This is a genomic window from Nocardia sp. CA-120079, from assembly GCF_050955745.1.
Lineage (GTDB): Bacteria > Actinomycetota > Actinomycetes > Mycobacteriales > Mycobacteriaceae > Nocardia.
Map to the genome: position 1 here is coordinate 5,404,540 of NZ_CP192088.1, position 23,205 is coordinate 5,427,744.

At 65.1% G+C, this 23,205-nt stretch carries 23 protein-coding genes; 7 read left to right on the forward strand and 16 right to left on the reverse strand.

Annotated features, from left to right (window positions below):
- Window position 1: 1 nt before the first annotated feature.
- On the reverse strand, window positions 2-1,354 hold the full coding sequence (locus ACQPYR_RS24900; RefSeq protein WP_433621371.1) for an ABC transporter substrate-binding protein: 1,353 nt from the start codon (window positions 1,352-1,354) through the stop codon (window positions 2-4).
- Window positions 1,351-2,355: a sugar-binding transcriptional regulator gene (locus ACQPYR_RS24905; RefSeq protein ID WP_433621372.1), complete on the reverse strand. Its 1,005-nt coding sequence runs from the start codon at window positions 2,353-2,355 to the stop codon at window positions 1,351-1,353. The genes ACQPYR_RS24900 and ACQPYR_RS24905 overlap by 4 nt, the downstream gene beginning before the upstream one ends.
- Before the next feature lie 87 nt (window positions 2,356-2,442).
- Here ACQPYR_RS24905 and ACQPYR_RS24910 point away from each other — a divergent pair, with 87 nt between their 5' ends.
- Both ACQPYR_RS24910 and ACQPYR_RS24915 read left to right on the forward strand, forming a co-directional pair.
- Entirely contained in the window at window positions 2,443-3,951 is a 1,509-nt protein-coding gene (locus ACQPYR_RS24910; RefSeq protein WP_433621373.1) for a mannitol dehydrogenase family protein, read from the forward strand.
- 5 nt (window positions 3,952-3,956) lie between these two features.
- Window positions 3,957-4,970: an NAD(P)-dependent alcohol dehydrogenase gene (locus ACQPYR_RS24915; protein ID WP_433621374.1), complete on the forward strand. Its 1,014-nt coding sequence runs from the start codon at window positions 3,957-3,959 to the stop codon at window positions 4,968-4,970.
- Between the two features lie 276 nt (window positions 4,971-5,246).
- Here ACQPYR_RS24915 and ACQPYR_RS24920 read toward each other — a convergent pair whose 3' ends face one another.
- On the reverse strand, window positions 5,247-5,624 hold the full coding sequence (locus ACQPYR_RS24920) for a nitroreductase family deazaflavin-dependent oxidoreductase (RefSeq protein ID WP_433621375.1): 378 nt from the start codon (window positions 5,622-5,624) through the stop codon (window positions 5,247-5,249).
- 76 nt (window positions 5,625-5,700) lie between these two features.
- Here ACQPYR_RS24920 and ACQPYR_RS24925 point away from each other — a divergent pair, with 76 nt between their 5' ends.
- A complete protein-coding gene (locus tag ACQPYR_RS24925) occupies window positions 5,701-6,210 on the forward strand; it encodes an NUDIX hydrolase (RefSeq protein ID WP_433635234.1) in 510 nt (169 codons plus the stop codon).
- A 214-nt stretch (window positions 6,211-6,424) separates the two neighbouring features.
- Here the strand turns inward: ACQPYR_RS24925 and ACQPYR_RS24930 are convergent, their stop codons facing one another.
- From ACQPYR_RS24930 to ACQPYR_RS24980, 11 genes are all read right to left on the reverse strand, one after another.
- Entirely contained in the window at window positions 6,425-7,105 is a 681-nt protein-coding gene (locus ACQPYR_RS24930; protein ID WP_433621376.1) for a TIGR00266 family protein, read from the reverse strand.
- Between the two features lie 27 nt (window positions 7,106-7,132).
- Window positions 7,133-7,507 (reverse strand): arsenate reductase family protein, encoded by a 375-nt coding sequence (locus ACQPYR_RS24935; RefSeq protein WP_433621377.1) that lies wholly within the window; start codon window positions 7,505-7,507, stop codon window positions 7,133-7,135.
- Window positions 7,508-7,520: 13 nt separating this feature from the next.
- Window positions 7,521-8,006: a hypothetical protein gene (locus tag ACQPYR_RS24940; protein ID WP_433621378.1), complete on the reverse strand. Its 486-nt coding sequence runs from the start codon at window positions 8,004-8,006 to the stop codon at window positions 7,521-7,523.
- Window positions 8,007-8,050: 44 nt separating this feature from the next.
- Complete coding sequence (locus tag ACQPYR_RS24945; RefSeq protein ID WP_433621379.1) at window positions 8,051-9,358, reverse strand: aspartate aminotransferase family protein; 1,308 nt, start codon at window positions 9,356-9,358, stop codon at window positions 8,051-8,053.
- Window positions 9,359-10,501, reverse strand: coding sequence for an ABC transporter substrate-binding protein (locus ACQPYR_RS24950; protein ID WP_433621380.1), 1,143 nt, complete (start codon window positions 10,499-10,501; stop codon window positions 9,359-9,361).
- Window positions 10,498-11,274, reverse strand: a complete 777-nt coding sequence (locus tag ACQPYR_RS24955; protein WP_433621381.1) for an ABC transporter permease — start codon at window positions 11,272-11,274, stop codon at window positions 10,498-10,500. The genes ACQPYR_RS24950 and ACQPYR_RS24955 overlap by 4 nt, the downstream gene beginning before the upstream one ends.
- Window positions 11,271-12,170, reverse strand: a complete 900-nt coding sequence (locus ACQPYR_RS24960) for an ABC transporter ATP-binding protein (RefSeq protein ID WP_433621382.1) — start codon at window positions 12,168-12,170, stop codon at window positions 11,271-11,273. Before ACQPYR_RS24960 ends, ACQPYR_RS24955 begins: the two co-directional genes overlap by 4 nt.
- Entirely contained in the window at window positions 12,167-13,057 is an 891-nt protein-coding gene (locus ACQPYR_RS24965) for an ABC transporter permease (RefSeq protein ID WP_433621383.1), read from the reverse strand. Before ACQPYR_RS24965 ends, ACQPYR_RS24960 begins: the two co-directional genes overlap by 4 nt.
- Before the next feature lie 106 nt (window positions 13,058-13,163).
- The gene (locus ACQPYR_RS24970) at window positions 13,164-14,201 is read right to left on the reverse strand and encodes a TIGR03842 family LLM class F420-dependent oxidoreductase (RefSeq protein WP_433621384.1); all 1,038 of its coding nucleotides are present in this window, start codon (window positions 14,199-14,201) and stop codon (window positions 13,164-13,166) included.
- A gap of 29 nt (window positions 14,202-14,230) precedes the next feature.
- Entirely contained in the window at window positions 14,231-15,652 is a 1,422-nt protein-coding gene (gene hydA, locus ACQPYR_RS24975; RefSeq protein ID WP_433621385.1) for a dihydropyrimidinase, read from the reverse strand.
- Window positions 15,653-15,668: 16 nt separating this feature from the next.
- The gene (locus tag ACQPYR_RS24980; protein ID WP_433621386.1) at window positions 15,669-16,505 is read right to left on the reverse strand and encodes a nitrilase-related carbon-nitrogen hydrolase; all 837 of its coding nucleotides are present in this window, start codon (window positions 16,503-16,505) and stop codon (window positions 15,669-15,671) included.
- A gap of 122 nt (window positions 16,506-16,627) precedes the next feature.
- On the opposite strand from ACQPYR_RS24980, the gene ACQPYR_RS24985 reads away from it, so the two are divergent.
- Window positions 16,628-18,079, forward strand: coding sequence for a PLP-dependent aminotransferase family protein (locus ACQPYR_RS24985; RefSeq protein ID WP_433621387.1), 1,452 nt, complete (start codon window positions 16,628-16,630; stop codon window positions 18,077-18,079).
- On the opposite strand, the gene ACQPYR_RS24990 is transcribed toward ACQPYR_RS24985, so the two are convergent.
- Entirely contained in the window at window positions 18,076-19,818 is a 1,743-nt protein-coding gene (locus ACQPYR_RS24990; protein ID WP_433635235.1) for a CocE/NonD family hydrolase, read from the reverse strand. The two genes, ACQPYR_RS24985 and ACQPYR_RS24990, sit on opposite strands and share 4 nt — an antisense overlap.
- Before the next feature lie 404 nt (window positions 19,819-20,222).
- Between ACQPYR_RS24990 and ACQPYR_RS24995 the strand changes: the two genes are divergently transcribed.
- The 3 genes from ACQPYR_RS24995 to ACQPYR_RS25005 all read left to right on the forward strand — a co-directional run bounded on the left by ACQPYR_RS24995 (window position 20,223) and on the right by ACQPYR_RS25005 (window position 22,608).
- Entirely contained in the window at window positions 20,223-20,942 is a 720-nt protein-coding gene (locus ACQPYR_RS24995) for a peptidylprolyl isomerase (protein ID WP_433621388.1), read from the forward strand.
- A gap of 154 nt (window positions 20,943-21,096) precedes the next feature.
- Complete coding sequence (locus tag ACQPYR_RS25000) at window positions 21,097-21,972, forward strand: LLM class F420-dependent oxidoreductase (RefSeq protein WP_433621389.1); 876 nt, start codon at window positions 21,097-21,099, stop codon at window positions 21,970-21,972.
- Window positions 21,973-22,125: 153 nt separating this feature from the next.
- Window positions 22,126-22,608, forward strand: coding sequence for a lipase family protein (locus ACQPYR_RS25005; RefSeq protein ID WP_433621390.1), 483 nt, complete (start codon window positions 22,126-22,128; stop codon window positions 22,606-22,608).
- A 135-nt stretch (window positions 22,609-22,743) separates the two neighbouring features.
- Here ACQPYR_RS25005 and ACQPYR_RS25010 read toward each other — a convergent pair whose 3' ends face one another.
- On the reverse strand, window positions 22,744-23,181 hold the full coding sequence (locus ACQPYR_RS25010) for a VOC family protein (protein ID WP_433621391.1): 438 nt from the start codon (window positions 23,179-23,181) through the stop codon (window positions 22,744-22,746).
- Window positions 23,182-23,205: the final 24 nt, after the last annotated feature.

Consider the following 23,205-nt stretch of genomic DNA (forward strand, 5'->3'; position numbering starts at 1 on the left):
ACTACTGGTTCTCTCGATACGACCGGCCGACCGCGTCGGCATATTGCTGGGCTTGGTCGAGTGCGTCATGGACGCTGATCCGACCCGCGACGGCGGCGCTGATCTGCTGGCTCACTCTGGTTCCGAGGTCTTGGAACTCCGGGATGGCGAGGAACTGAATTCCGGTGTAGGGCACCGGCGCCACGGTGGGATGTTCCGGATCGGCTCCCTGCATCGACGCGAGCGTCAACGGTCCGTATGCCTTCGATGCCGCGGCGTATTGGGGAATCTCATAGGTCGACATCCGGCTGCCCGGTGGCACATGTGACCAGCCGAGCTTCTCGCCGACCATCTTGATGTAGGGCCTACCGGTCATCCACGAGATGAATTTCCAAGCCGCATCGGGTTTTTCACTGGATTTGGGAATCCCTAGCGACCAGGTGTAGAGCCAGCCCGAGTTCGGCTTCTGCATGACCGGTGCCGGCGCGTACCCGATCTTGCCGACCACCTTGCTGGATGCGGGATCTTCCAGCACCGAGACTGCCGAGGTCGCGTCGTACCACATGGCGGTGTTGCCCTGGGACAACTGTGTGGCGCATTCGCTGAATCCACTGGCGGCCGCGCCGGGTTCACCGTGTTCGCGCACCAGGTCGATGTAGAACTCGACGGCACGAATCACTTCGGGACTGTTGAGTTGGGCATGCCAGTTCTCATCGAACCAGCGTCCGCCGAAGGTGTTGATCACGGTATTCAACGGTGCGAGCGATTCACCCCAGCCAGGCTTACCGCGCAGGCAGATACCGGAGCGACCACCGGCGGGATCGTCGAGTTTCGCGGCGGCCTGGGCGATTTGATCCCAGGTCGGTTCGGCGGGCATGGTCAGGCCCGCCTGTTCGAACAGATCCTTGCGGTACATCAGGAACGAGGATTCGCCGTAGAACGGCACGGAGTACATATCGCCCTGGTAGGACAGGGATTTCTGCAGCGACGGGATGAAATCCTGGGCATCGTAGCCGGGGGTCTCGCGCTCGTAATTCGACAGGTCGACCAGCCAGCCGTTCTTGGCCCACTGCGGGGTCTCGTAGTTGCTGATCATCACCACATCGAATTCGCCACCGTGGGTGGCGACCGAGGCGGTGATCTTGGCGCGGGCCTGATTCTCCGACAGCGAGACGAATTTGAGTTCGATCCCGGGATTTTCGCGTTCGAACTCACCGGACAGCGCGATGGCGTCCTGCATCTGTGAGTTCGAAACCATCGCGATGGTGACGGTGTCGCCGCTGGAGCTGAAAGATCCGGCGCCCGCACAGCCGCCCACCCCCATCACGGCCGCGACAGCCAGTGCCGCAGCGGCTTTCGCATGATGTCTGTTCATCGGCCAGAACTCTCCTTCTTTTCCAGCAGCCACCGTGCGCACTCGATATCGGTGACGAGAATGGTGGCCAGTCCGCCCCGCAGCGCACCGAGGACGGCTTCGTGCTTGGCCGCTCCGCCGGAAATCAGCAGCGAAGTCGAGCAGGCCCGGATAGCGTCGAGGCCAACCGAAACCGTGCGTGCGGCGAGTGATCCCGCGACATCGCTGCCGTCGGAGCGGAAGAATCGGCCGCCGATTTCGCCGACTGCGCCCAGTTCGCGTAGTTCGTCGAGAATCGCGGTGTCGAGATAGCTGCCCTCGAACAGAGTGGTGGCGGTGGAGACCGGTCCGACGCCGAACATCATTACGTCGGCATCGCGCCCCAACGACATGGCACGGCCGACCAACGAATCCTGTTCCAGCGCGGTCACGGTCGCCGGATCCGCGTAGAGCGGTGCGTGCAACCGAACGGGAGTGGCCTGCAACTGTGTGGCGCAGCGGCCGAGGGTGTAGTCCACGCCGGTCTGGTAGTCACCTGAGGTCATCGAACCGTCCAGCTGGACAACGGTCGCACACCGCGCCGACTTCGTCCACAGTTCATGCGCGACCGCGATGGTGTCCGGCCCCCATGTGAATCCAAGGGTGTCCGTCGTCCGCAGTCGACGGTTCAGGACGCCGACCGCTGCGCGCCCGAACGGGAGCAGGCTTGCCTGGGATCGATCGGGCACCTCACCGAGCACCACCGCTTCGGTGAGCCCGAACCTCGCTTCGAGCTCACTCTCGACATCGGCGTGTACGGCCGAACGCAGCTCGTCCGGGACATTGATCTCGATGCGCACCAGCCCTTGCGCCCGGGCGCGGGCGATGAGCCGCCCCGCGGTTGGGCGGGAAACACCCAGCTTGGCGGCGATTTCCGCCTGGGTGGCGCCTTCGAGGTGATAGAGCTGCGCAGCCCGCAATGCCAACCGGACATCGTCCGGATTCCCCGGCCGGGACGCTTCGGTAGCCACTGCGCTCCTCATTGAGGTGTGATCATTTGCTCAGTAGGTGAGCTATTGTTCAGGAGGCTACCATCGGAATGTGACGCACACAACAGTCGAAGGGTCGTTATGAACGGAGCCACAACCACGGCACTACGTGCCGACACGATCGACGGGCTCGCCCCGGAAGTTTCGGTGCCGACCTACGAGCGCAGTCGTGTCCGCACCGGGATAGTCCACTTCGGTGTGGGCGGGTTCCACCGCGCCCATCAGGCGATGTACATCGATCGGCTACTGGAGCAGGGCGGCGCGACCGACTGGGGAATCTGCGGAGTCGGAGTGCTGCCCGCCGATCGGCGCATGCGCGATGTGCTCGCCGCGCAGGACGGTCTGTACACCCTGTCGGTCACCGAGCCGGACGGCACCTGGCGGACTCGCGTGATCGGCTCGATCATCGAATACCTTTACGCACCAGATGATCCGGAAGCGGTGATCGAGAAGCTGACCGATCCGGCAACCCGGATCGTCTCACTCACCATCACCGAGGGCGGATACAACTTCTCCGCGACCACCGGCGAATTCGACGCTGCTGCTCCGGCGATTCGGGCCGATCTCGCGCCGGACCGTCTGCCCCGCACCGTATTCGGGCTCGTGACCGAGGCGCTGGTACGCCGCCGGGCGCGGGACATCGCACCGTTCACCGTCATGTCGTGCGACAACATCGAGGGCAACGGACACATCGCGCAGGCCACCTTCGCAGCGTTCGCGCGGTTGCGTGATCGCGAGCTCGGTGATTGGGTCGAAAGTTCGGTGCGGTTTCCCAACTCGATGGTCGACCGCATCACGCCCGTGACACCCGCCGAGGCCTCCGCCGAGCTCTCGCGCCGCTATGGCCTGGAGGATCGGTGGCCGGTGGTGACCGAGCCGTTCACCCAATGGGTGCTGGAGGATTCGTTCACCCTCGGCCGTCCCGACTTGGATCAGGTCGGGGTGCAGTTCGTGGCGGATGTCGCACCGTATGAGCTGATGAAACTGCGCTTGCTCAACGCGAGCCACCAAGCACTGGCCTATCTGGGATATCTGAGCGGCTACCGTCTCGTGCACGAGGCGGCCCAGGATCCGGACTTCCGCCGATTCCTATTGCGCTACATGGACCATGAGGCAACACCCACCCTGCGTCCGGTGCCCGGCGTCGACTTGGACCGCTACAAACACACCCTCATCGACCGGTTCTCCAACCCTGCGATCGGCGACACCATTGCCAGACTGTGCGCCGAATCGTCGGACCGCATCCCGAAATGGCTGCTTCCGGTCATCCGTCAACAGCTCGGTAGTCACCGTGGTACCAGCGAGATCGACTGTGCCGCAACAATCATCGCCGGTTGGGCGCGTTATGCCGAAGGCATCGACGAGCACAACGCGCCGATCGAGGTCATCGACCGGCTCCGCGACCAGTTGACACCGCTGGCCCGCCGCCAGCGCGACGACCCCACCGCATTCCTCAGCAACAGAACAATATTCGGTGATCTGATCGACCAACCCCGATTCGTCGACGCCTACGTCACGGCACTGCGTTCACTGCATGCTGGTGGCGCCAAGGCGACGGTGGCCGAGTTGGCACGCAAAGAAACGCGGTGACACTGATGCGCTCAGCGGTCTTGGAAGCGGTCGGGAAGATCGCGATCGTAGAACGTGCCGTACCCGATCCTGGTCCGGCCGAGGTACTCATCGAAGTCAGCGCGGTCGGTGTCTGCGGCTCCGACGTGCACTATTTCCAGCACGGACGGATCGGCGACCACGTCGTCGACCAACCGTTGGTGCTCGGCCACGAAGCCTCAGGTGTGGTGGTCGGATTCGGCGCCGGCGCGCGCCACCATCACCTCGGGCAACGAGTCTCGCTCGAGCCAGGGGTACCGGACTTCACCTGCCGTCAATGCCGAGCGGGCCGCTACAACCTGTGCCCGGACATGCGGTTTTTCGGCACACCCCCGATCGATGGCGCATTCTGCGAATATGTGGTCCTGCACCAGGAATTCGCGCATCCGGTGCCGGATTCGCTGACCGACGAGGCGGCCGCGCTGCTCGAACCGTTATCGGTCGGCGTGTGGGCGTGCCGTAAAGGACGGGTTGGTGCGGGCGACCGCGTGCTGGTGAACGGCGCGGGCCCGATCGGGCTTGTCACCGCGCAGGCCGCGCTGGCTTTCGGTGCGTCCGAGGTCGTGATCACCGATGTGAATCCGCAGCGGTTGGCACTGGCCATCGAATCGGGCTGCACACAAGCGGTGGACGTCGGCCGTACTCCACTGCGCGACATCGGATTCGAACCGAATGTCCTCCTGGAATGCTCCGGACATCCCACGGCAATCGCCCACGCGGTGCGCACGGTCGCGAGGGCCGGGCGGGTGGTGCTCGTCGGCATGGGCGGCGACAATATTCCACTCCCCCTGCCCCACCTGCAGGAACACGAACTGGAGCTGACCGGGACATTCCGCTACGCGAACACCTGGCCGACCGCGATCGACCTCGCCGCCACCGGACGAGTCGATCTCGACCGCCTTGTCACCGGACGCTTCGGCCTCGATCAGGTGGCCACGGCATTGACCAGCGGCCGGGACAACCGCGGCTCGATCAAACCGATCGTGCTGCCGGGCAGTTGATTCGCCAGTGGTCGGTGACCTCGCCAGATTCACCAGGAAATCCGTCGGCGCGGCAGGCCGATGCATCCGAAAAACCCGCGGCGCCCAGTTCAGAGCAGTCAGAGTTCCCACCACCTACCGCCCGAACCGCTGACTGATCTACCGGGTAGCAGGCTAGCGGTCAGCCTGGTCTCATCTTCAGGCTGCACCGCCAGGGGCGGACGTGCCCGCCCGGCGCGAGCGCATGAACTGAAACCCTTGCTCGGACAAGGGGTTTCAGCATCAGGTAGCAGACTACTACGCCGGACGCGCCTGCAGGTAATCCGTCGCCGACAGCACCTTCAGCGCCTGCCGGATACCGAGTGGCGCCCAGGCCGCCGACGTATCGTGCACTACCACCGGATCGATGAGCAGTACGACGGTGCCCTTGGTCTCGAGCTCGAAACCCCCAGCGGCCGTTATGTTCTTGACCCAGTCCACGTCACGACCGTACGTAAGCGCGATCCGGTACACACCGCCGGATTCGAACGCCCACACCGGAGTTCTATAGGCCCGCCCCGATTTTCGTCCCTTGTGTACGACCATGCTCATCGGGGGCACTTTTCCGGCCAACCGACCGAGGATCGGATTCGTCACGTGCCGGTTCAATTTCGCCAGTGTGCGCGGAAGCACCATCTGGGGCGGTCCTCTCTCGGGTGGCGTGCGCAGATCAGGTTACTCTCGACCGGTGTTCGTGCACCCTCAGTCGGAGATGATCGCGGTCTATGACGCCGCGGGCCGCCAAATCGGCGCGGCCGACCGGGCCACCGTCTATCGCGACGGCATCTGGCATGCCAGTGCGGGTGTGCTCGTTCGCTCCGGCGACGGCGAACGCATCTATGTGCACCGTCGCACCGATACCAAGATGGTCTTCGCCGGTATGCACGACTGCCTGGCCGGTGGTGTCGTCGACCCCGGCGAGACACCGGCGCAGACCGCGGTCCGTGAACTCGCCGAGGAACTCGGCATCGTCCTGCCCGCTGACCCACCACCGCTCCCCCTGCGGGCCGGCGCGTCCTGGGACGGCACCTGGCAGGGGGCGCCGATGCGCTGCCATCTGTTCGCCTACGAGTTGCGCTACGACGGGCCCATCCGGCACCAGCCCGAGGAGATCGTGGACGGCTGGTGGTGGACCGATGCCGAACTGCGCGCACATCTGGCCGACCCGACCTGGCCGTTCGTCCCGGACACCCGAATCCTCACCGACCAGCTGCTGGGTTGAAACGCCATCGGCCCACCAGGTCGAGGACCTGATGGGCCGATGAGCCTGCGTTCGGTCAGGCGGCGCTACCGCTCATAGCACCCATGACCTGGGTGAAGAGGTTCGCGACGACTTCGAGGAGCTCCATGTACATTCCCTTGCTGGACCCGATATGAAAGTTGCATTCTGCATGGGTTAGGTGTCCGGCAGGTAAGGGGGTCGTGAAAACCGGTGACTAACCCGAGGACGCCACCGAGCCCGCCCAGGCCGCGAAGGCGCCCGGATTACGGGTCTGGAGCAACACCCGGCCCGGGCCGGTGAAGTCGAAAACGAAGCCCTCGCCCGACTTCAGCGACTGGATCGACCGCCCGGATACCGCGCGCCGGATGGTGAAGTTCATGGCCAGGTCATAGGCCACCACATGGCCGGTATCGATGGTGATCGGCTCGCCCGGCTGCAGATCGATCACATCGATCGCGCCGAATACACCGACGACCACCTCACCCTCGCCATGCGCGCGCAGACCGAAGCCGCCCTCGCCGCCGAACAGATTCGCGAAACCGCCCCATTTGCCCTCGACCTGGACGCCGTGCGAGTTGGCGATCCAACCGCCGCGGCTGATGAAGAACGGCCGATCAGGGGTGATCTGCAGATTCAGCATGTCGCCGGGCAGTGCGGGCGCCACATCCACCCAGCCGCCCTGCGGCGGTGCGGTGAAGGTCGAGACGAAAAACGATTCGCCCGCCAGCACCGAACGCTTCAGCCCGGCGAGAATTCCGCCTTCGGCCTTGGCCTGCAACGAAACTCCCGCCGAATGCGCGACCATGGCGCCGCTCTCGACCCGCATCGGCTCGCCGCCGGCCAGCAAGCACCGCGCGACCGCGGAGGCCGGACTATGACGCAGTTGTACCTTCATAAATGCCGACCCTACCGGCTATTTCGGCTACGAAGGGTCCAGCGATTCCAAGGTCTGCTCATCGCGCGCGACGACCGCGCCGCCGTCGGGTGTGAGCACGATCGGCCGCTGGATCAGCTGCGGATTCGCCGCCAGCGCCTCGATCCAGCGGTCCCGGTCCGCTGCGGTGCGTCCCCAGCCGGATAGGCCCAGATCCTTGGCGATCTGCTCGCCGGTGCGGGTGATATCCCACGGCTCGGCGCCCAAGCGCTTCAGCACGGTCCGCAATTCCGCCGCCGTGGGCGGATCGTCGAGGTAGCGCCGGACCGTGTATTCCACGCCCGCCTCGTCCAGGTGTGCGGTGGCATTGCGGCTCTTGCTGCACCGCGGGTTGTGCCAGATCTCGGTTTGCCCAGATGTCATGGTCGCAGCGTACCTACAGGTGCATCCAGGTCGGCCACACCTGCGACCACGGGTGGCGCAGGTCGGCACATTTCCACACGGTTACGCTCTGGGTGTTGCCCGGATAGCCGATTCGACTGTCCACCTTCGCAACCGGTTCGACCTGGTCGAAATCCCAGTGCGGAAAGGCATCGTTCACGCCGACGGCAATGACAGCCGAGGCATTCTCCGGTGGCACTCCGAAGTAGCCGAAACCGCGGCTCGGACTGTAGAACGGGGGAAGGCGATCACGGTCGAATTGGTCGAGGGCGCTGGCCTGCCAGTAGGCGTCGGTCACGATGACGGCGTCGGCAGAAACGGTGAGGTCGCGTAGCCGAGGGCCGCCAGCACCTGGGCCGCCGCCGAGTTCGCGCGCGATCACCGCGCACAGCACGATGCCGAGGACGGTCAGCGCGACAACGGGCAGCCGCAACACGAAGAAGTTTCCGGGTGCGATCGCGTCCATCGACCGCGCCGGCATCGGCAATATCGGACCTTGATCGACATAGCCGAACGACAGGCGATTCACCCCACGTATTCGTCGGCGACCTCCAACACCTCGTCGACGATCTCCAGCCCCGTGCGCAGCTCGTCGGCCGAGGTGGTCAGCGGCGGCGCGATCTGGAAGCGGTTGCCCGCATTGAACGGCCACAGCCCACGGTCCTTGGCGGCGGCGGTGACCCGGTTCATCGGTTCAGCGGCGGGACCAGCGGCCGCGAACGGAATCAGCGGCTCGCGGGTATGCGGATCGCGCACCAACTCCAGTGCCCAGAAGAACCCGAGGCCGCGCGCCTCGCCGACGCTCGGATGTCGAGACGCCAACTCCGCCAAGCCCTTTCCGAGGACATCCGCGCCGACCGTGCGCACATGGTCGAGAATGCCGTCGCGTTCGAAGACATTGATCGAGGCGATGCCCGCGGCACAGGCGAGGGGATGTCCGGCATAGGTGAGTCCGCCGGGATACACCGTATTGTCGTAGCGCTGCGCGATCCGCTCGGCCATCAGTACGCCGCCGAGCGGAACATAGCCGGAGTTCACGCCCTTGGCGAAGGTGATGATATCGGGTGCGACATCGAAGGCCTGGACGGCGAACCACTCACCGACCCGGCCGAATCCGACCATCACCTCATCGGCAATGTAGACGATGCCGAATTCGTCGCACAGTTCCCGGACACCGGCCAGATAGCCCGGCGGCGGTACGAGCACACCATTGGTGCCGACCACCGTCTCCAGGATCAGGCCCGCAATGTGTTGCGGTCCTTCCAATTCGATGACCTGGCGCAGGTGTTGCAGCGCCGCTGTCGCCTCTTCCTCGGGTGTGCCGGAGCCCCATGGTGATCGGTAGGGATACGGCCCGAAGAAGCGGACGACGTCGACATTGGTGGGCTCGGCACCCCAGCGGCGCGGCTCACCGGTGAGCCCGATCGCGACGCCGGTGCCGCCGTGATAGGAGCGATAGGCGGCGAGCATCTTGGTGCGGCCGGTATAGCTGCGCGCCAGCCGCACCGCATGTTCGACAGCCTCCGCACCGCCGGTGGTGAACAGAATCCGGTTCAGCTCGCCCGGCGCGCGTTCCACGATCAACCTGGCCAGTTCGCTGCGCGCCTCGTTGCCGACAGTCGGCGAGATGGTCGCGAGTTTCTGTGCCTGATCGATAATGGCCGCGACGATATCCGGATGCTGGTGGCCGATATTGACATTCACCAGTTGGGAGGAGAAGTCGAGGTACCGTTTGCCGCTCTCCTCCCAGAACCACGAGCCCGACGCGCCGACGATCGGCACCGGATTCAGGGTCGCCTGGGCGCTCCATGGATAGAAGACGTGATCGACCACCTATTTACCGCCTTCGGTCAGTGTCACCTGCTGCGGTGCGAATCCCGTTCCGGTGACGTCGATTCCACCGGATTTCAGTAGGTCCAGCGCCTTCGTGACGTATTCGTTGCTGAACGCGCCCGCATCGGGATCCTGCTTCAGCACCGTGACCCCCTCCTGGTTCTTGGTCTCCTTGGCGATCTTCACAGTGCGGTCCCATGCCGACTTGTCGATCATGCCGATGCCGTTGGGCGAAGGCCAGATCAGCTTGTTGACCTCGTTGATCTGCCACTGCTGGTGGCTGGCGCCGAGCGTGCTGCCCGCGGCGACGGTGATATCGCGGCATTTGTCGACATTGTCGCGGCAGAACGCCCAGCCCTTCAGCGAGGCCGCGATGAATTTGACGGTCTGGTCCTGGTATTTCGCATCCTTCAGCTTCTCCGAATTCGCCCAGATCGCGTCCTGCAGCATGGCCACGCCCTCGTCGTTCCAGTCGATGGTGGCGAAATCGTCTGCGGTATAGAGCTTTCCGGTGGCGGGATTCTTCGTCTCCAGCAGCTGGGCGTATTCGTTGTAGGACATGGCCTGGGCGGCCGTGATGTCCTTGGCGAGGAAGGCGTTCATATCGAACTGCTGCTGGACCAGCTTGACATCCCGCGACGGGTCGATACCGGCCTTGGTCATGCCCGCGAACAGCTCGAATTCATTGCCGTAGCCCCAGTTTCCGACGGTCTTACCGCGCAGTGCGGCTGGGCCGGTGATGTTGTCGGACTTGAACGAGACTTGCTTTGTGCCCGAGCGCTGGAACACCTGCGCCACATCGGTGATACCCGCCCCGGCCTCACGGGACGCCAGCGCCTTGGGTACCCAGGCGATCGCGTAATCGGCCTGTCCCTGGGCCAGTACCGTCTGCGGCACGATATCGGTTCCGCCATCGAGGATTTCGACGGACAGCCCCTGCTCCTTGTAGAAGCCCTGGTCCACGGCGGCCAGATAACCGGCGAATTGCCCCTGTTTGAACCACTGCAACTGCAGGCGGACCTTGGTCAGGCCGTCCGCGGTGGTTCCGGAGCCGTTGTCGGTGGTGCTGCAGCCGGTCAGCGCGGCCGCCGCCAACGCCGTCAGCGCGAGACAAGCGCGTAAACGCCCTGTAGCAGTTCTCATTTCGATCTCCCAAAAATGTCGCGGATCAGGATGGTCCGGGGTCGGCGGGCCAGTAGTTCGAGAATCAGGACGACGGCGAGGAACAGCAGGCCGACGATCATTGCGCCGACCACATACGCCCACGCGCGTGGATAGGCGGTATTCGCGGCGGCGGAGGTGATTCGGCTGCCGAGGCCGTTCTGCAGGCCGCCGAAGTATTCGGCGATGATGGCCGCGATCACCGCGCCCGGCGCCGCGATCCGCAGCCCGGTGAACAGGTAGGGCAGTGCCGCGGGCAGCCGCACCGTGCGGGTGATCTGCCAGCCGCCCGCCGCATACGAGGTCATCAGATCGGCGTGCACCTGCGGCACCTGCCGCAGGCCACGGGCGGTACTGACGAACATCGGGAAGAACACCACGATGGCCACCACCATGCGGCGCGGGGTATCGGTGGTCGTCGAATACATCGAATTCAGCAGCGGGGCGAGCGCGACGATCGGCACCGCGGCGGCCGCAGCGGCCAGCGGCGTCAACAGCCCCTCGACCAGCCGGAACCGCACCGCGACCATGGCCGCCACAACGCCGAGGACAGCACCGATCAGCAGGCCGATCAGGGCGTTCGTACCGGTCGCGGTGGCGGCATCGACAATGCGATCGAAGTTCTCGGTGAACTGTTTCGCGATCGCGGTCGGTGCGGGCAGCAGGAAAGACGGCACACCCGCGGCGACGGTCAGCACCTGCCACAGCGCCAATCCGCCGACGCCGAATACCACCGGTGGTAGCCACGTCTTCATCGCAGCTCCGGTCCCGCAACGATGATGTCCGCGGTCTCGTGTCCGCCGCGCAGCGCGGTGCGGACCGCGGCGACAGCCTCGAAAAACGCCTCGCTGGAACGGATATCGTCACCGCTGACCCCCGCCTCGCGACCCCAGCCGCCGGTCGGCACGATCTCGGTGATGCGGCCGGGCCGCGGCGACATGACCACCACGCGGTCGGACAGGAACACCGCCTCCGGAATGGAGTGCGTCACGAAAACCACTGCGGCACCGGTCTCTGCGGCGATGCGCAACAACTCGCCCTGCATGCGTTCGCGGGTCATCTCGTCCAGTGCGCCGAACGGTTCGTCCATGAGCAGCAGCGAGGGTTTGCGTGCCAATGCTCTGGCGATCGCCACGCGCTGTTGCATGCCGCCGGACAGTTCCGCCGGATAGCGGTGTGCGAAATCGGTGAGACCGGCCATTTCGAGCAGTTCGGCACTGCGAGCGCGTCTTTCGGCCTTCGGAACCTTGTGTAACTCGAGCGGTAATTCGACGTTTGCCTGTACAGTGCGCCAGTCCAGGAGTCCCGCCTGTTGGAAGGCGATGCCATAGTCCTGATCGATTCTGGCCTGCCTGGCGGACTTGCCGTGTACGGTCACGCTGCCGCTGCTCGGCCGTTCCAGATCGGCGATGATCCGCAGCAAGGTGGATTTGCCGCAGCCCGACGGGCCGATCAGCGAAACGAACTCCCCGGCAAGGACTTTCAGAGTCACATCCGACAGTGCGGTCACCGAGCCCGCGTCGAAGATCTTGCCGACCTCCATGAGGTCGACCGCCGCGACGTCTTCCGGCTTGTCCCCGACGGGAGCCGGATCAGCTGCCTCGATCCGCTCGTCGGTGTCCGTGGTGGCCGATTCCACTTTCCCGGTCAACGGGTACCTCCTGACGAACCGCGCGCCCCGGCGGGACGGCTGTAACGACGCAGTGCCACTTCGGCCAGGCCGACGACGGTGGTCACGGCGACACCGAGCAATGCCGCGGCGAGAACGGCCGCGTAGAGCCGGGCCGCGTCGCCGGTGGCCTGCTGGGAAAAGACGATGATCTGGCGGCCGATACCACCCGCGGTGCCGGTCGAGATCTCCGCGACCACCGCACCGATCACCGATGCAGCCGCGGCCAGGCGCAAGGCAGGCAGAAAATGCGGCACCGCGGCGGGAAAGCGCAAGTGCACCAATGTCTCCCACCAATTGGCCGAGTAGCTGTGCAGCAATTCCACCGATGCCTTCGACGGCGCCTGCAAGCCGCGCAACATTCCGACCGCGACCGGGAAGAAGGCCAGATACGACGCGATGACCGCGATACTCATCCACGGCTGCCACGGCTGCCCAGCGATGACGATCTTGCCGCCCCATCCGGCAACCAGCGGCGCCAAGGCGATCAGCGGAACCGTCTGCGAGACAACGATATAGGGCAGCAATCCGCGCTCGACGAAGGCGAAGCGTTGCATCACCACCGCGAGCGCCACGCCGACGACGGTGCCGATCGCCAATGCCAGCAGGGCGAGTCCGAAGGTGAATCCGGCTGTGCGCAGCAGTGTCGCGCCGACGGTGCTTGTGCCGTCCTTGTCACCGAGCACGGTGATGACCGACCAAACATGCGGCAGCGCAGCATCACTCGTGCGCGGCAAAATCCGGGTGTCACCGATACTGGCCCCGTGCTCGGGTACGAAATACTTGACGAGCTCCCAAACCGCGACCACCAGCACCAACACACCGGCTGCGTAGCCGACCTGCCGCGCCCGCGACACTCCCGCTCTCATCGATCACCCGCCGACACCGGAACCGGCTCCGCCTCGGACTCCGCGAGACGCCTCCCGACCAGCTCACCGCAGACCGCCGCGAGCGCGAGCGCCGCCACCGTGGCGATCACTCGGCACCCGCCGTCGCCGTGACCGGGTGCGCCAACCGCGGCAGCACAGACTCCCCGTATGCCTCCAGCGTGGCCGTCTTGGCGTCGTGCTGGAGGTAGACCGCGAACTGGTCGACGCCGAGCTTCTCCAGTTCGTGGAGCCGGACAAGCTGCTCGTCGGGCGTGCCGATCAGGCAGAAGCGGTCCACGATCGCATCCGGCACGAATTCGGCGTGCGTATTGCCCGCGCGGCCGTGCTCGTTGTAGTCGTAGCCCTGACGGCCCGCGATGTAGTCGGTGAGCGCGGCAGGTATATCACCGTCGGTACCGTATTTCGCCACGATATCGGCGACGTGATTGCCGACCATGCCACCGAACCAGCGGCACTGTTCCCTGGCATGTGCGGTCGCGGCATCGGAGCCGTCGGTGACATAAGCCGGAGCCGCCACACAGATTTTCACCGATCCGGGTGCGCGCCCCGCCTTCTCGGCGGCCGCCCGCACCCGGGCGATGGTCCACGCGGTGATATCCGGGTCGGCGAGTTGCAGGATGAATCCGTCTGCGACCTCCCCGGTCAGATCGAGTGCGCGTGGACCGTACCCGGCCACCCACACTTCGAGCCGGGAGGCGCTCGCCCACGGGAAGCGCACCACGGTATCGCCGAGGCGGGCACTGCGGCCATTGCCGAGTTCCCTGATCACCTCGATGGATTCGCGCAGTGTGGCCAAGGTGGTCGGTTTGCCGCCGAGGGTGCGCACGGCGGAATCGCCGCGGCCGATACCGCAGATGGTGCGGTTGCCGAACATATCGTTGAGCGTCGCGAAGGTAGACGCTGTTACCGTCCAGTCCCTGGTCGCCGGATTGGTGACCATCGGCCCGACGACGATCTTGCGGGTGGCGGCGAGAATTTGGCTGTATATGACATAGGGCTCCTGCCACAGCAGGTGCGAATCGAAGGTCCACACATGCGAAAAGCCGTGTGTCTCCGCCTGTCTGGCCAGTTCGACCACCCGCGATGCGGGGGGTGTGCATTGCAGCACCACACCGATATCCATGCGGCACTCTCCATTCCGGTCAGATCAGGTCAAATCAAGTTCTGCGACAGCTCGCGCGCGATGAACCGGCCGTGACCGGCACTGCCCAGATACGCGCCGTCGTCGACGATCACGCGGCCGCGCGAGAGCACCGTGTCGACGTGTCCGTCGATCTCGAATCCCTCCCAGGCCGAATGATCCATATTCATGTGATGGGTCTTGCCGAACCCGATGCTGGTGTGCCCGTCCGGGTCATAGATGACGATGTCGGCGTCGGCGCCCGGACTGATGACGCCCTTGCGCGGATACATGCCGAACATGCGCGCCGGAGTGGTGCAGCAGACCTCGACCCAGCGCTCCAGCGATATCAGCCCGTTCTTGACGCCCTGGAACATCAGATCCATCCGATGTTCGACGCCGCCGATCCCATTCGGGATCTTGCTGAAATCGCCGAGCCCCAACTCCTTCTGATCCTTCATGCAGAACGGACAGTGGTCCGTGCTGACCGAGGTGACATCACCGGTGCGGATAAAGCGCCACAGCTCGTCCTGATGTCCCTCTGCCCTCGACCGCAGCGGCGTCGAGCACACCCACTTCGCCCCTTCGAAACCCGGTGCGCCCAAATGCTCTTCGAGCGAGAGGTACAGGTACTGCGGACAGGTCTCCCCGAAGACGTTCTGCCCGTTGCCCCGCGCGGCGGCGATCTGTTCCATCGCCTGCTTGGCCGAGACGTGCACGACATACAGCGGCGCATTCGTCAACTGTGCCAACATGATCGCGCGATGGGTGGCCTCCTCCTCCATCTGCCACGGCCGAGAGACGCCGTGGTGATAGGGCGATGTCTCACCGCGGGCCAGTGCCTGCTCGACCAGCACATCGATGGCAATGCCGTTCTCCGCGTGCATCATCAGCAACGCGCCCAGATCGCCCGCCGATTGCATGGCCCGCAGGATCTGACCGTCATCGGAGTAGAAGACACCGGGATAGGCCATGAACAACTTGAAGCTGGTGACTCCCTCGGCCACCAATTCGCTCATCCCCTTGAGGGATTCGTCGTTCACCTCCCCGATGATCTGGTGGAAGCCATAGTCGATCGCGCAGTTGCCCGCGGCCTTCTCGTGCCACAGACCAAGGGTGTCCTGCACCCGCTCCCCCGGCTTCTGCACCGCGAAGTCGACAATAGTCGTGGTGCCGCCCCAGGCGGCCGCGCGGGTGCCGGTCTCGAAGGTATCGGATGCCTCGGTGCCGCCGAAGGGCAGCTGCATATGGGTGTGGCCGTCCACGCCGCCGGGAATCACATACTTGCCGGTCGCGTCGATGACCACTTCGGCGGACTCGGCGAGATCGGCGCCCAATGCGGTGGCGCCGGGCTGCAGGACCGCGACGATGGTCTCGCCGTCGACAAGCACATCGAGCAATTGCGAGCCGGTGGCCGAGACCACCGTGCCGCCGTGAATGAACGTCTTCGTCATATCGATATCACCAGCCTCAGGGAGCCACCATCGGTCCGTAGGCGTCGGGGCGGCGATCGCGATAGAACGCCCAGCGGTCGCGCACCACCTTGATCAGATCCATATCGAGGTCACGGATCACCAGTTCCGGATCGGTGTCCGAGGCGACGTCTCCGACGAATTTACCTTCCGGATCCACGAAGTAGCTGGTTCCGTAGAAATCGTCATCGCCGTATTCCTCGATGCCGACCCGGTTGATGGCGCCGATGAAGTATTCGTTGGCGACCGCGGAGGCCGGTTGCTCCAGCTTCCACAGGTAGCCGGACAGGCCACGCGAGGTCGCCGAGGGGTTGAAGACGATTTCGGCGCCGGCCAAGCCCAGGGCGCGCCAGCCCTCCGGGAAATGCCGGTCGTAACAGATGTAGACGCCGACCTTGCCGACCGCGGTATCGAAGACCGGCCAGCCCACATTTCCGGGCCGGAAGTAGAATTTCTCCCAGAATCCGTTGACGTGCGGAATGTGGTGTTTGCGGTATTTGCCGAGGTAACTGCCATCCGCATCGATGACCGCGGCCGTGTTGTAGAGCAGACCCGGCTGTTCCTGCTCGTATACCGGCAGGACCATCACCAAACCCAATTCCTTTGCCAGGGCGGCGAATCGCTCCGTCGTCGGACCGGGCACCGATTCCGCGTAGTCGTAGAACTTGGTGTCCTGCAACTGGCAGAAGTACGGGCCGTAGAACAACTCCTGGAAGCAGATCACCTTGGCGCCCTGTGCGGCGGCCTGGCGTGCGTAGTCCTCGTGCGCCTTGATCATGGACTCTTTATCACCCGTCCAGTTGGTCTGGACGAGCGCCGCTCGAACGATTCCCATGCTTTGTTATACTTCACCGAGATTCAATTCGGTTGTGTTACAAGATTGCGGAAACAGTTTCGTAGCCGTAAACCTTGGGGCCGGTCTTCGTTCCGGCGCTGTGCCCGACGCAGAATGACGCTGTGAACTTCGATCCGACGACCGCGCCGCAGGTGCCCGCAGACGACCTGCGAGACACCATGCCCGCACCGGTCACAGCCGGGTCGGGGCTGTTCAACGTGGATCTCGAAGATCGCACCCCGGCCGGAATCGCGGCCGCGGTGAGCCGCCGGATTCGCTCCGGAGCAATCGAACCCGGATCGCGGCTCCCGACCGTGCGTGAAGTCGCCCGCGAATTGCGGGTCTCCCCCGCTACCGTCAACCAGGCTTGGCGCGCGCTGGCCGCCACCGGCGCGATAGTGGCGCGGGGGCGTGCCGGAACCTTCGTCCGCGAACGCAGCGCCACCCGCGCATCCACGCCAACGGGCCGCTATCAGCGCCTGCACCCTCCTTCGGACAGCGCCTTCCGCATCGATCTGTCCCGGGGCACCCCCGATCCGAACCTGCTACCGGATCTGGTCGCCGCACTGCGCGCGATCACCGAGCGCGGACGCGGCAATGATCTCGCGGCGGACTATCTGAGCGAGGCCGTGCTGCCGGAACTGGTCGCCAAGGTGCGCACAGATTGGCCCTTCCGCGCCGAACGAGTCGCGGTCGTCGACGGGGCGCTCGACGCCATCGACCGACTGCTCACCACCCATGTGCGATTGGGCGATGCGGTGGCTGTCGAAGATCCCTGCTTCCCACCGTTCCTCGACCTGCTCGCCCGGATCGGCGCTCGGCCTGTTCCGGTCCGCATGGATGAATCCGGTCTACTGCCAGACGATCTCGAGCGGGCCCGTGGCGCCGCAGCGCTGATCCTGCAGCCGCGCGCACAGAATCCGACGGGCGTCTCGCTCACCGCCGCACGCACCCGCGAACTGACCGAAATCCTGACCGGCACAGACACTCTCGTCATCGAGGACGACCACTCCGCGGGCATCGCATCCACCACACTGCGCTCCCTCGGCTCGCGACTGCCGAGCCGAACGGTACATATCCGCTCCTACTCCAAATCGCACGGCGCGGACCTGCGCATCGCCGTGGTCGGCGGCCCCGCCGAATTCCTGGATCCGATGATCGAACGGCGCATGCTCGGCCCCGGCTGGACCAGCCGACTGCTGCAACGCTTGCTGCTCACCATGCTCGACGACGACACCGCCGTGCGCACCGTAGCCGCCGCCCGTACCGAATACCGCAGGCGCTCAACCGAACTCCGCCGCGCGCTGGCTCGCAAGGGCGTCGCCGTCGCCCGTGGCGACGGCATCAACCTGTGGCTCCCCGTCGCCGACGAGAACGCGGCCATGATCTCGCTTGCCGCCGCGGGTATCAAGGCCGCCCCCGGCCGTCCCTTCGAGGTCGAGGACCACCCGCACGGCGATCACCTGCGCATCACCGTCGCCGCGATCACCGACGGCGAGCTGGACTGGCTCACCGGCGAGCTCGCCGCCGCGACCACCGCGGCCCCCACCTACCGTCGTGTTCGCCGCGCCTAGGATCCCGGCTCGATATCGAAGCTGGTGGCGCCGTCGTGACCGGCCGGGATGACGGGCACGATCACCGAGGACGGGTGCTCGGCATCCTTATAGATCGTCTGGGTCGCGGGCTGTGTCCGGACGCTGTCGCCGAAGGGTTCACCGGTATTCGGGTTCGGCGCATACTGCGGGTAGTCACTGCTGCTGATGGCCACCCGGATTCGATCGCCCGCCTTGAACTGATAGCTGGTCGGCCAGATCTTGATGGTGAACGGATAAGGCCGGCCGGGCACCAGCGGGGTCGGATCCGATAACGAATCCCGGAACGCGGCACGGATGATGCCATTGTTGAGGTTGACGGCCGATCCATCGGGTGAGACGACCTCCAGCCGCGCGACGAAATCGGTATCGGGCGCGGTGGACGAGGCCCACAGTTTCACCGTAATCGGGCCGGTCACCTCGGTATCGGCGCCGAGCGGGTCGGTGGTGTAGGTGAGCACATCCGAACGCTGCTCGACCGCGGTCTGGTCGAACGGGCCCTGCGGACCCGATCCGACCGAGCAGCACGAATGTCCGCCGATACTCGGTACAGGTGCGGCCGGGTCGTAGACGTACCGGTCGACCGCCGCCAGCCCGCTCGGCGCGTGATCGACGAGTCTGCCGACCCGGCCGAGAACACCGTTGGCGCCGCTGTCGGTGAAGAAGTATTCCTTCCACTGCGTTTGCGGCAGTGGCCAACTCGGTGCCGACTTCCATCGATTGGCACCCATGAGAAAATAGTCGACACGAGGCTTGCCCGCGACGCCGTTGCCCATGCCCTTGAGGAAATGGTCGAACCACGCCAGCATCAACTCGTTGATCGGGCTGTCGCCGACCGGCCCGAGTTGCTCGAGCCGGGGCGCGATCATCGATGTGGGTCGTCCCCAGCCGAGGTGGTCCCAGGGACCGATCACCAATCGCTGGTCCTGCCGTGCCGTCGCGCCGCCGCGCTCGACCATTCCGGTGAAGTTCTCGATGCCGCCCGCGAGGAATGCGTCGTACCAACCCTCGATATCGAGCACCGGCACTTGCACATTCGGATAGCGGTCGCGGATGCTCCACTGCTTCCAGTAATCGTTGCGCGTCGAGTTGCGGATCCAGTCGAAGTACCACGGCGCGACGGCCGGATTATTCGGCTGCAGCGGCGGGAAGTCCTTGTAGGGACGATAATTCAGCCACGAGGTGATGTTCTGCAAATCCGCGCGCAGCTGGTTGGCGGTGGCCTTGTCGTCACGTCGGTCGGCGGATTCCGCGCCGATGGTGCCCATGGCCCATGGTTCGACGAAGCCGAGGCGGAAGGCGCCGCCCTCGTAGGTCCAGCCGTCGTAGTAGTCGGAGGCGGTATTCGCGGGCACGATCGTGGTCAGATGCGGCGGCGTCTCGATGGCGGCCAGCCATTGTGTCGCACCGACATATGACGAGCCGTACATGCCGACCTTGCCGTTCGAACCGGGCAGTTGCGCGGCCCATTCCACGGTGTCGTAGCCGTCGTGGGTGTCATTGCCGAATTCGGTGAATGTGCCGTCGGAGCTGCCGAGACCGCGAATGTCCTGGATGACCACCAGGTAGCAGTGCGAGGCGAACCAGTCGGGTGTGCGATAGCGCGAGGGCTGGATCTGCGCGGCGGCCTTGCCGTACTGGGTGCGCATCAGGATCACCGGCACCGGATCGCTCGTCTGCGGGCGGTACACGTCGGCGCGCAACACCGTGCCGTCGCGCATCGTTGCCGGAACATCGGCCTGCTTGTCGACCGCACATGTGCCACGGTCATCGCTCGGTGGCCAGGCACCCGTTTGCGTGGTCGATTTCGTCTCGGCGCCGACCGTGCATCCGCCCACCAGTGCGCCTGCACACACCACCGCGGTACACCAGCGAAATACGTATCCGGACAAGCTGATACACCTCCCGTGGAGGCGATGTCACCGGAGAGTCGATGCGTGCCGAGCCAGTTAGCCGATCAGATGCGCCTCCGTCGCAGCCATGCTAACCGACCACCCGCCGCACATCCGCGGATTTCCATTGCCACACAGTCGCAATGCGCATCTCGTTCCGCTGGAAGCGTCGAGATGGAATGATCCGCTCAGCATCACCCGATGCGATACACAACAGAAGGAGACCCTGACCGGTGATCAGCGAAGTGCAGGTGCGGCAATTCGACCACCATCAGCCCATCAGGCAGCATCGCAGAGTCGGGAATGTCCTGCTACGGGGCCTCGGTGTACTCGCCGTCGGCACCACCCTCGCGATCTTCGCCGCGGGCGGGGTCTCGGCGGATCCGGGCACACCGGTCGCCGGATGCGTGGCCCCCGATTCGGCCAAGCCCGAGAACAAGCAGTGGGCCAGTGAGCCCGCGATGGCGATCGATACGGGCGCGAAGTACACCGCGCAGCTGGAAACCACCTGCGGCACAGTTGATATCGCCCTGGAGGCCGCCCGCGCACCGCGCACGGTGAACTCTTTCGTATTCCTGGCCGGGCAGAAGTATTTCGACCACACCCAGTGCCACCGCTTGACCACTGCGGGCATCTTCGTCCTGCAGTGCGGTGATCCCACCGCCACCGGCACGGGCGGTCCGGGCTACCAGTTCCCGAACGAGAACCTGGACGGCGCCACCTATCCGGCGGGCACGGTCGCGATGGCCAATGCCGGTCCCGACACCAATGGCAGCCAGTTCTTCCTGGTCTACAAGGAATCGCAGCTACCGCCGAACTACACCCCGTTCGGCAAGATCACCGGAGGTCTGGATGTCTTGCAGCGGGTCGCCAACGCGGGCGCCGCTGGTGGCGAAGACGGTCGGCCGAACGCCGATGTCGTTCTGAACTCGGTGACCACCACTCAGGGCTGATCGACATAAGCTGATGGCGGTGTCGTCCACGGCGACACCGCCATCGGTCTTTTGGTGGGCCCCCGCGAGATCTGCGGCCCGACACTTGACTTGGAGTGCACTCCAGGTCATAGCGTTGGCAGTGCAAAATCGTCTAGTACCAGGGGATCACTTCATGGAACTCGGTTTTCACCTACCGATATTCGACATCGACGGCGGCACCACCGCCATTGCCGGCGAGTTGGCCAGGGTCGGCGCCGCGGCAGAGGCATCCGGTGCGACCTGGCTGTCGTTCATGGACCACTACTTCCAGATCGAGCCGACCGGCCTCCCGGCCGAGTCCAATATGTTGGAGGGCTACACCACCCTCGGCTATCTGGCCGCGCACACCTCCCGTATCGACCTCGGCCTGCTCGTCACCGGCGTGACCTACCGGCATCCCGGCCTGCTCGCCAAGATCGTCACCACCCTCGATGTCCTTTCGGGCGGCCGCGCGGTGCTCGGCATCGGCGCCGCGTGGTTCGAACGAGAGCATCGCGGGCTCGGTGTGCAGTTCCCGCCGATCGCCGAACGGTTCGAGCGCCTCGAGGAGACGCTGCGCATCTGTCAGCAGATGTGGGATCCGCAGAACAACGGCCCCTTCGACGGCAAGCACTACCAGTTGGCCGAGACGCTGTGCTCGCCGCAGCCGATCAACCAGCCCAAGGTGCTCATCGGCGGTGGCGGCGAACGCAAGACGCTGCGGTTGGTCGCGCAGTACGGCGACGCCTGCAACCTCTTCGGTTCCGCCCCCGAGGATGTCGCCCACAAACTCGACGTCCTGCGTCGCCATTGCGACGATGTCGGGCGCGATTTCGACGATATTCGCATCACCATCATGGCCAATAATCCGCGCCCGAATCCGGACAATCGCGACGAATTCGTCCGCCAGATGGCCGATTACGCCAAGCTCGGCGTGCACACCGTGATCATTATCCCGACCACCGGGTCCCCGGCGGCATGGATCGAGGGCATGGCGCCGGCGGTAACCCAACTGGCCGAACTCGGTTAGCGGCCGTACGGCACATGCTCTTTCGCAACGAAACAATACGAAAGGGCATGTGTCGTATCCGATCTCGTCACTGGCGAGCGACTCGAGTTCGCCTACCGTCGATGGCGGGTTCTCGATAGTCTGCTGACCTCTGTACCGAGCAGAGGAGCAGCCGTGCGTGCGAACTGTCGGAACAGCGATCGCATCCGCCTGAGAGCCGGGCGCACAGCGCCGGCAGCCGCGATACTGGCCGTAACGAGCGTCGGCCTGAATGCCGGTGCCGCGACACCGCATCCGTACCTGCAATTCCGTACCGAAGCCACCGCCACCACCGACCTCGTTCGCGCCACACGCACCGCCGATAAGGACCTGTCACCGCGTTGGACGGTCGTGGGCGTCTCCCAGGGCGGACACGCCGCCTTGAACACCGGCGCCCTAACTCCTACCTACGCGCCGGAACTCGACTTCCGCGGCACCGCCGCGCTCGCACCGCCGGCCAACGTGGAGCAGGCCATCGCACCCGCGGGTCCCTACATACCCCGCGTGCCCACCTGGCCGTACCGACCTCCGGTTACCGGCAGCGGCTGCTCATCACCCAGGGCGAGCAGGACGCCACCGTCCCCTTCCCCTCGACCGCCGCACTCCTGGGCCAACTGAGCGCCTCCGGAACCCGATACCAGTTGCGGAGCTACCCAACCGACCACCTGGGCATTGTCGAAGCCTCCTGGCCCCAACTGATCCCGTTCCTCAGCGGTCTGTTCACCATCGAATAGCACCGTGGGACAACGGATATCAATCCGAACTACCGTTCACGAAGTACACCGCTTCCCACAGGTGACCGTCGGGGTCGGCGAAGTAACCCGCGTAGATACCCCATGGGCGGGTGATGGGGTGGCGGATGATGGTCCCGCCCGCTTGCTCAGCATGTTCCAGGATGCGATCGACGTCCTCGCGGGAGTCGGCGAAGAAGCCGAGGCTCATCGGCGAGCCGGTGACTCGATCGAGGGCGATGCCCGCGTCCATCGCCAGGTCGGTGCGCGAGTAGAGCGACAGAATCAGGCCGTTGTCGAGAGTGAACATAGCGACCGACCCGCCGGGGTTCTGCTCGTCGCGGACGAACTCGGCGCCGATAATGCCCGGTGAGGAGAGGCCGAGACCGTCGCGGTAGAAGCGCAGCGACCGTTCGAGGTCACTTACGGCCAAGGTGCTCGCGCGGATGTTCGTTTTCATACCGGTCCTCCTGAGCTTCGGCCC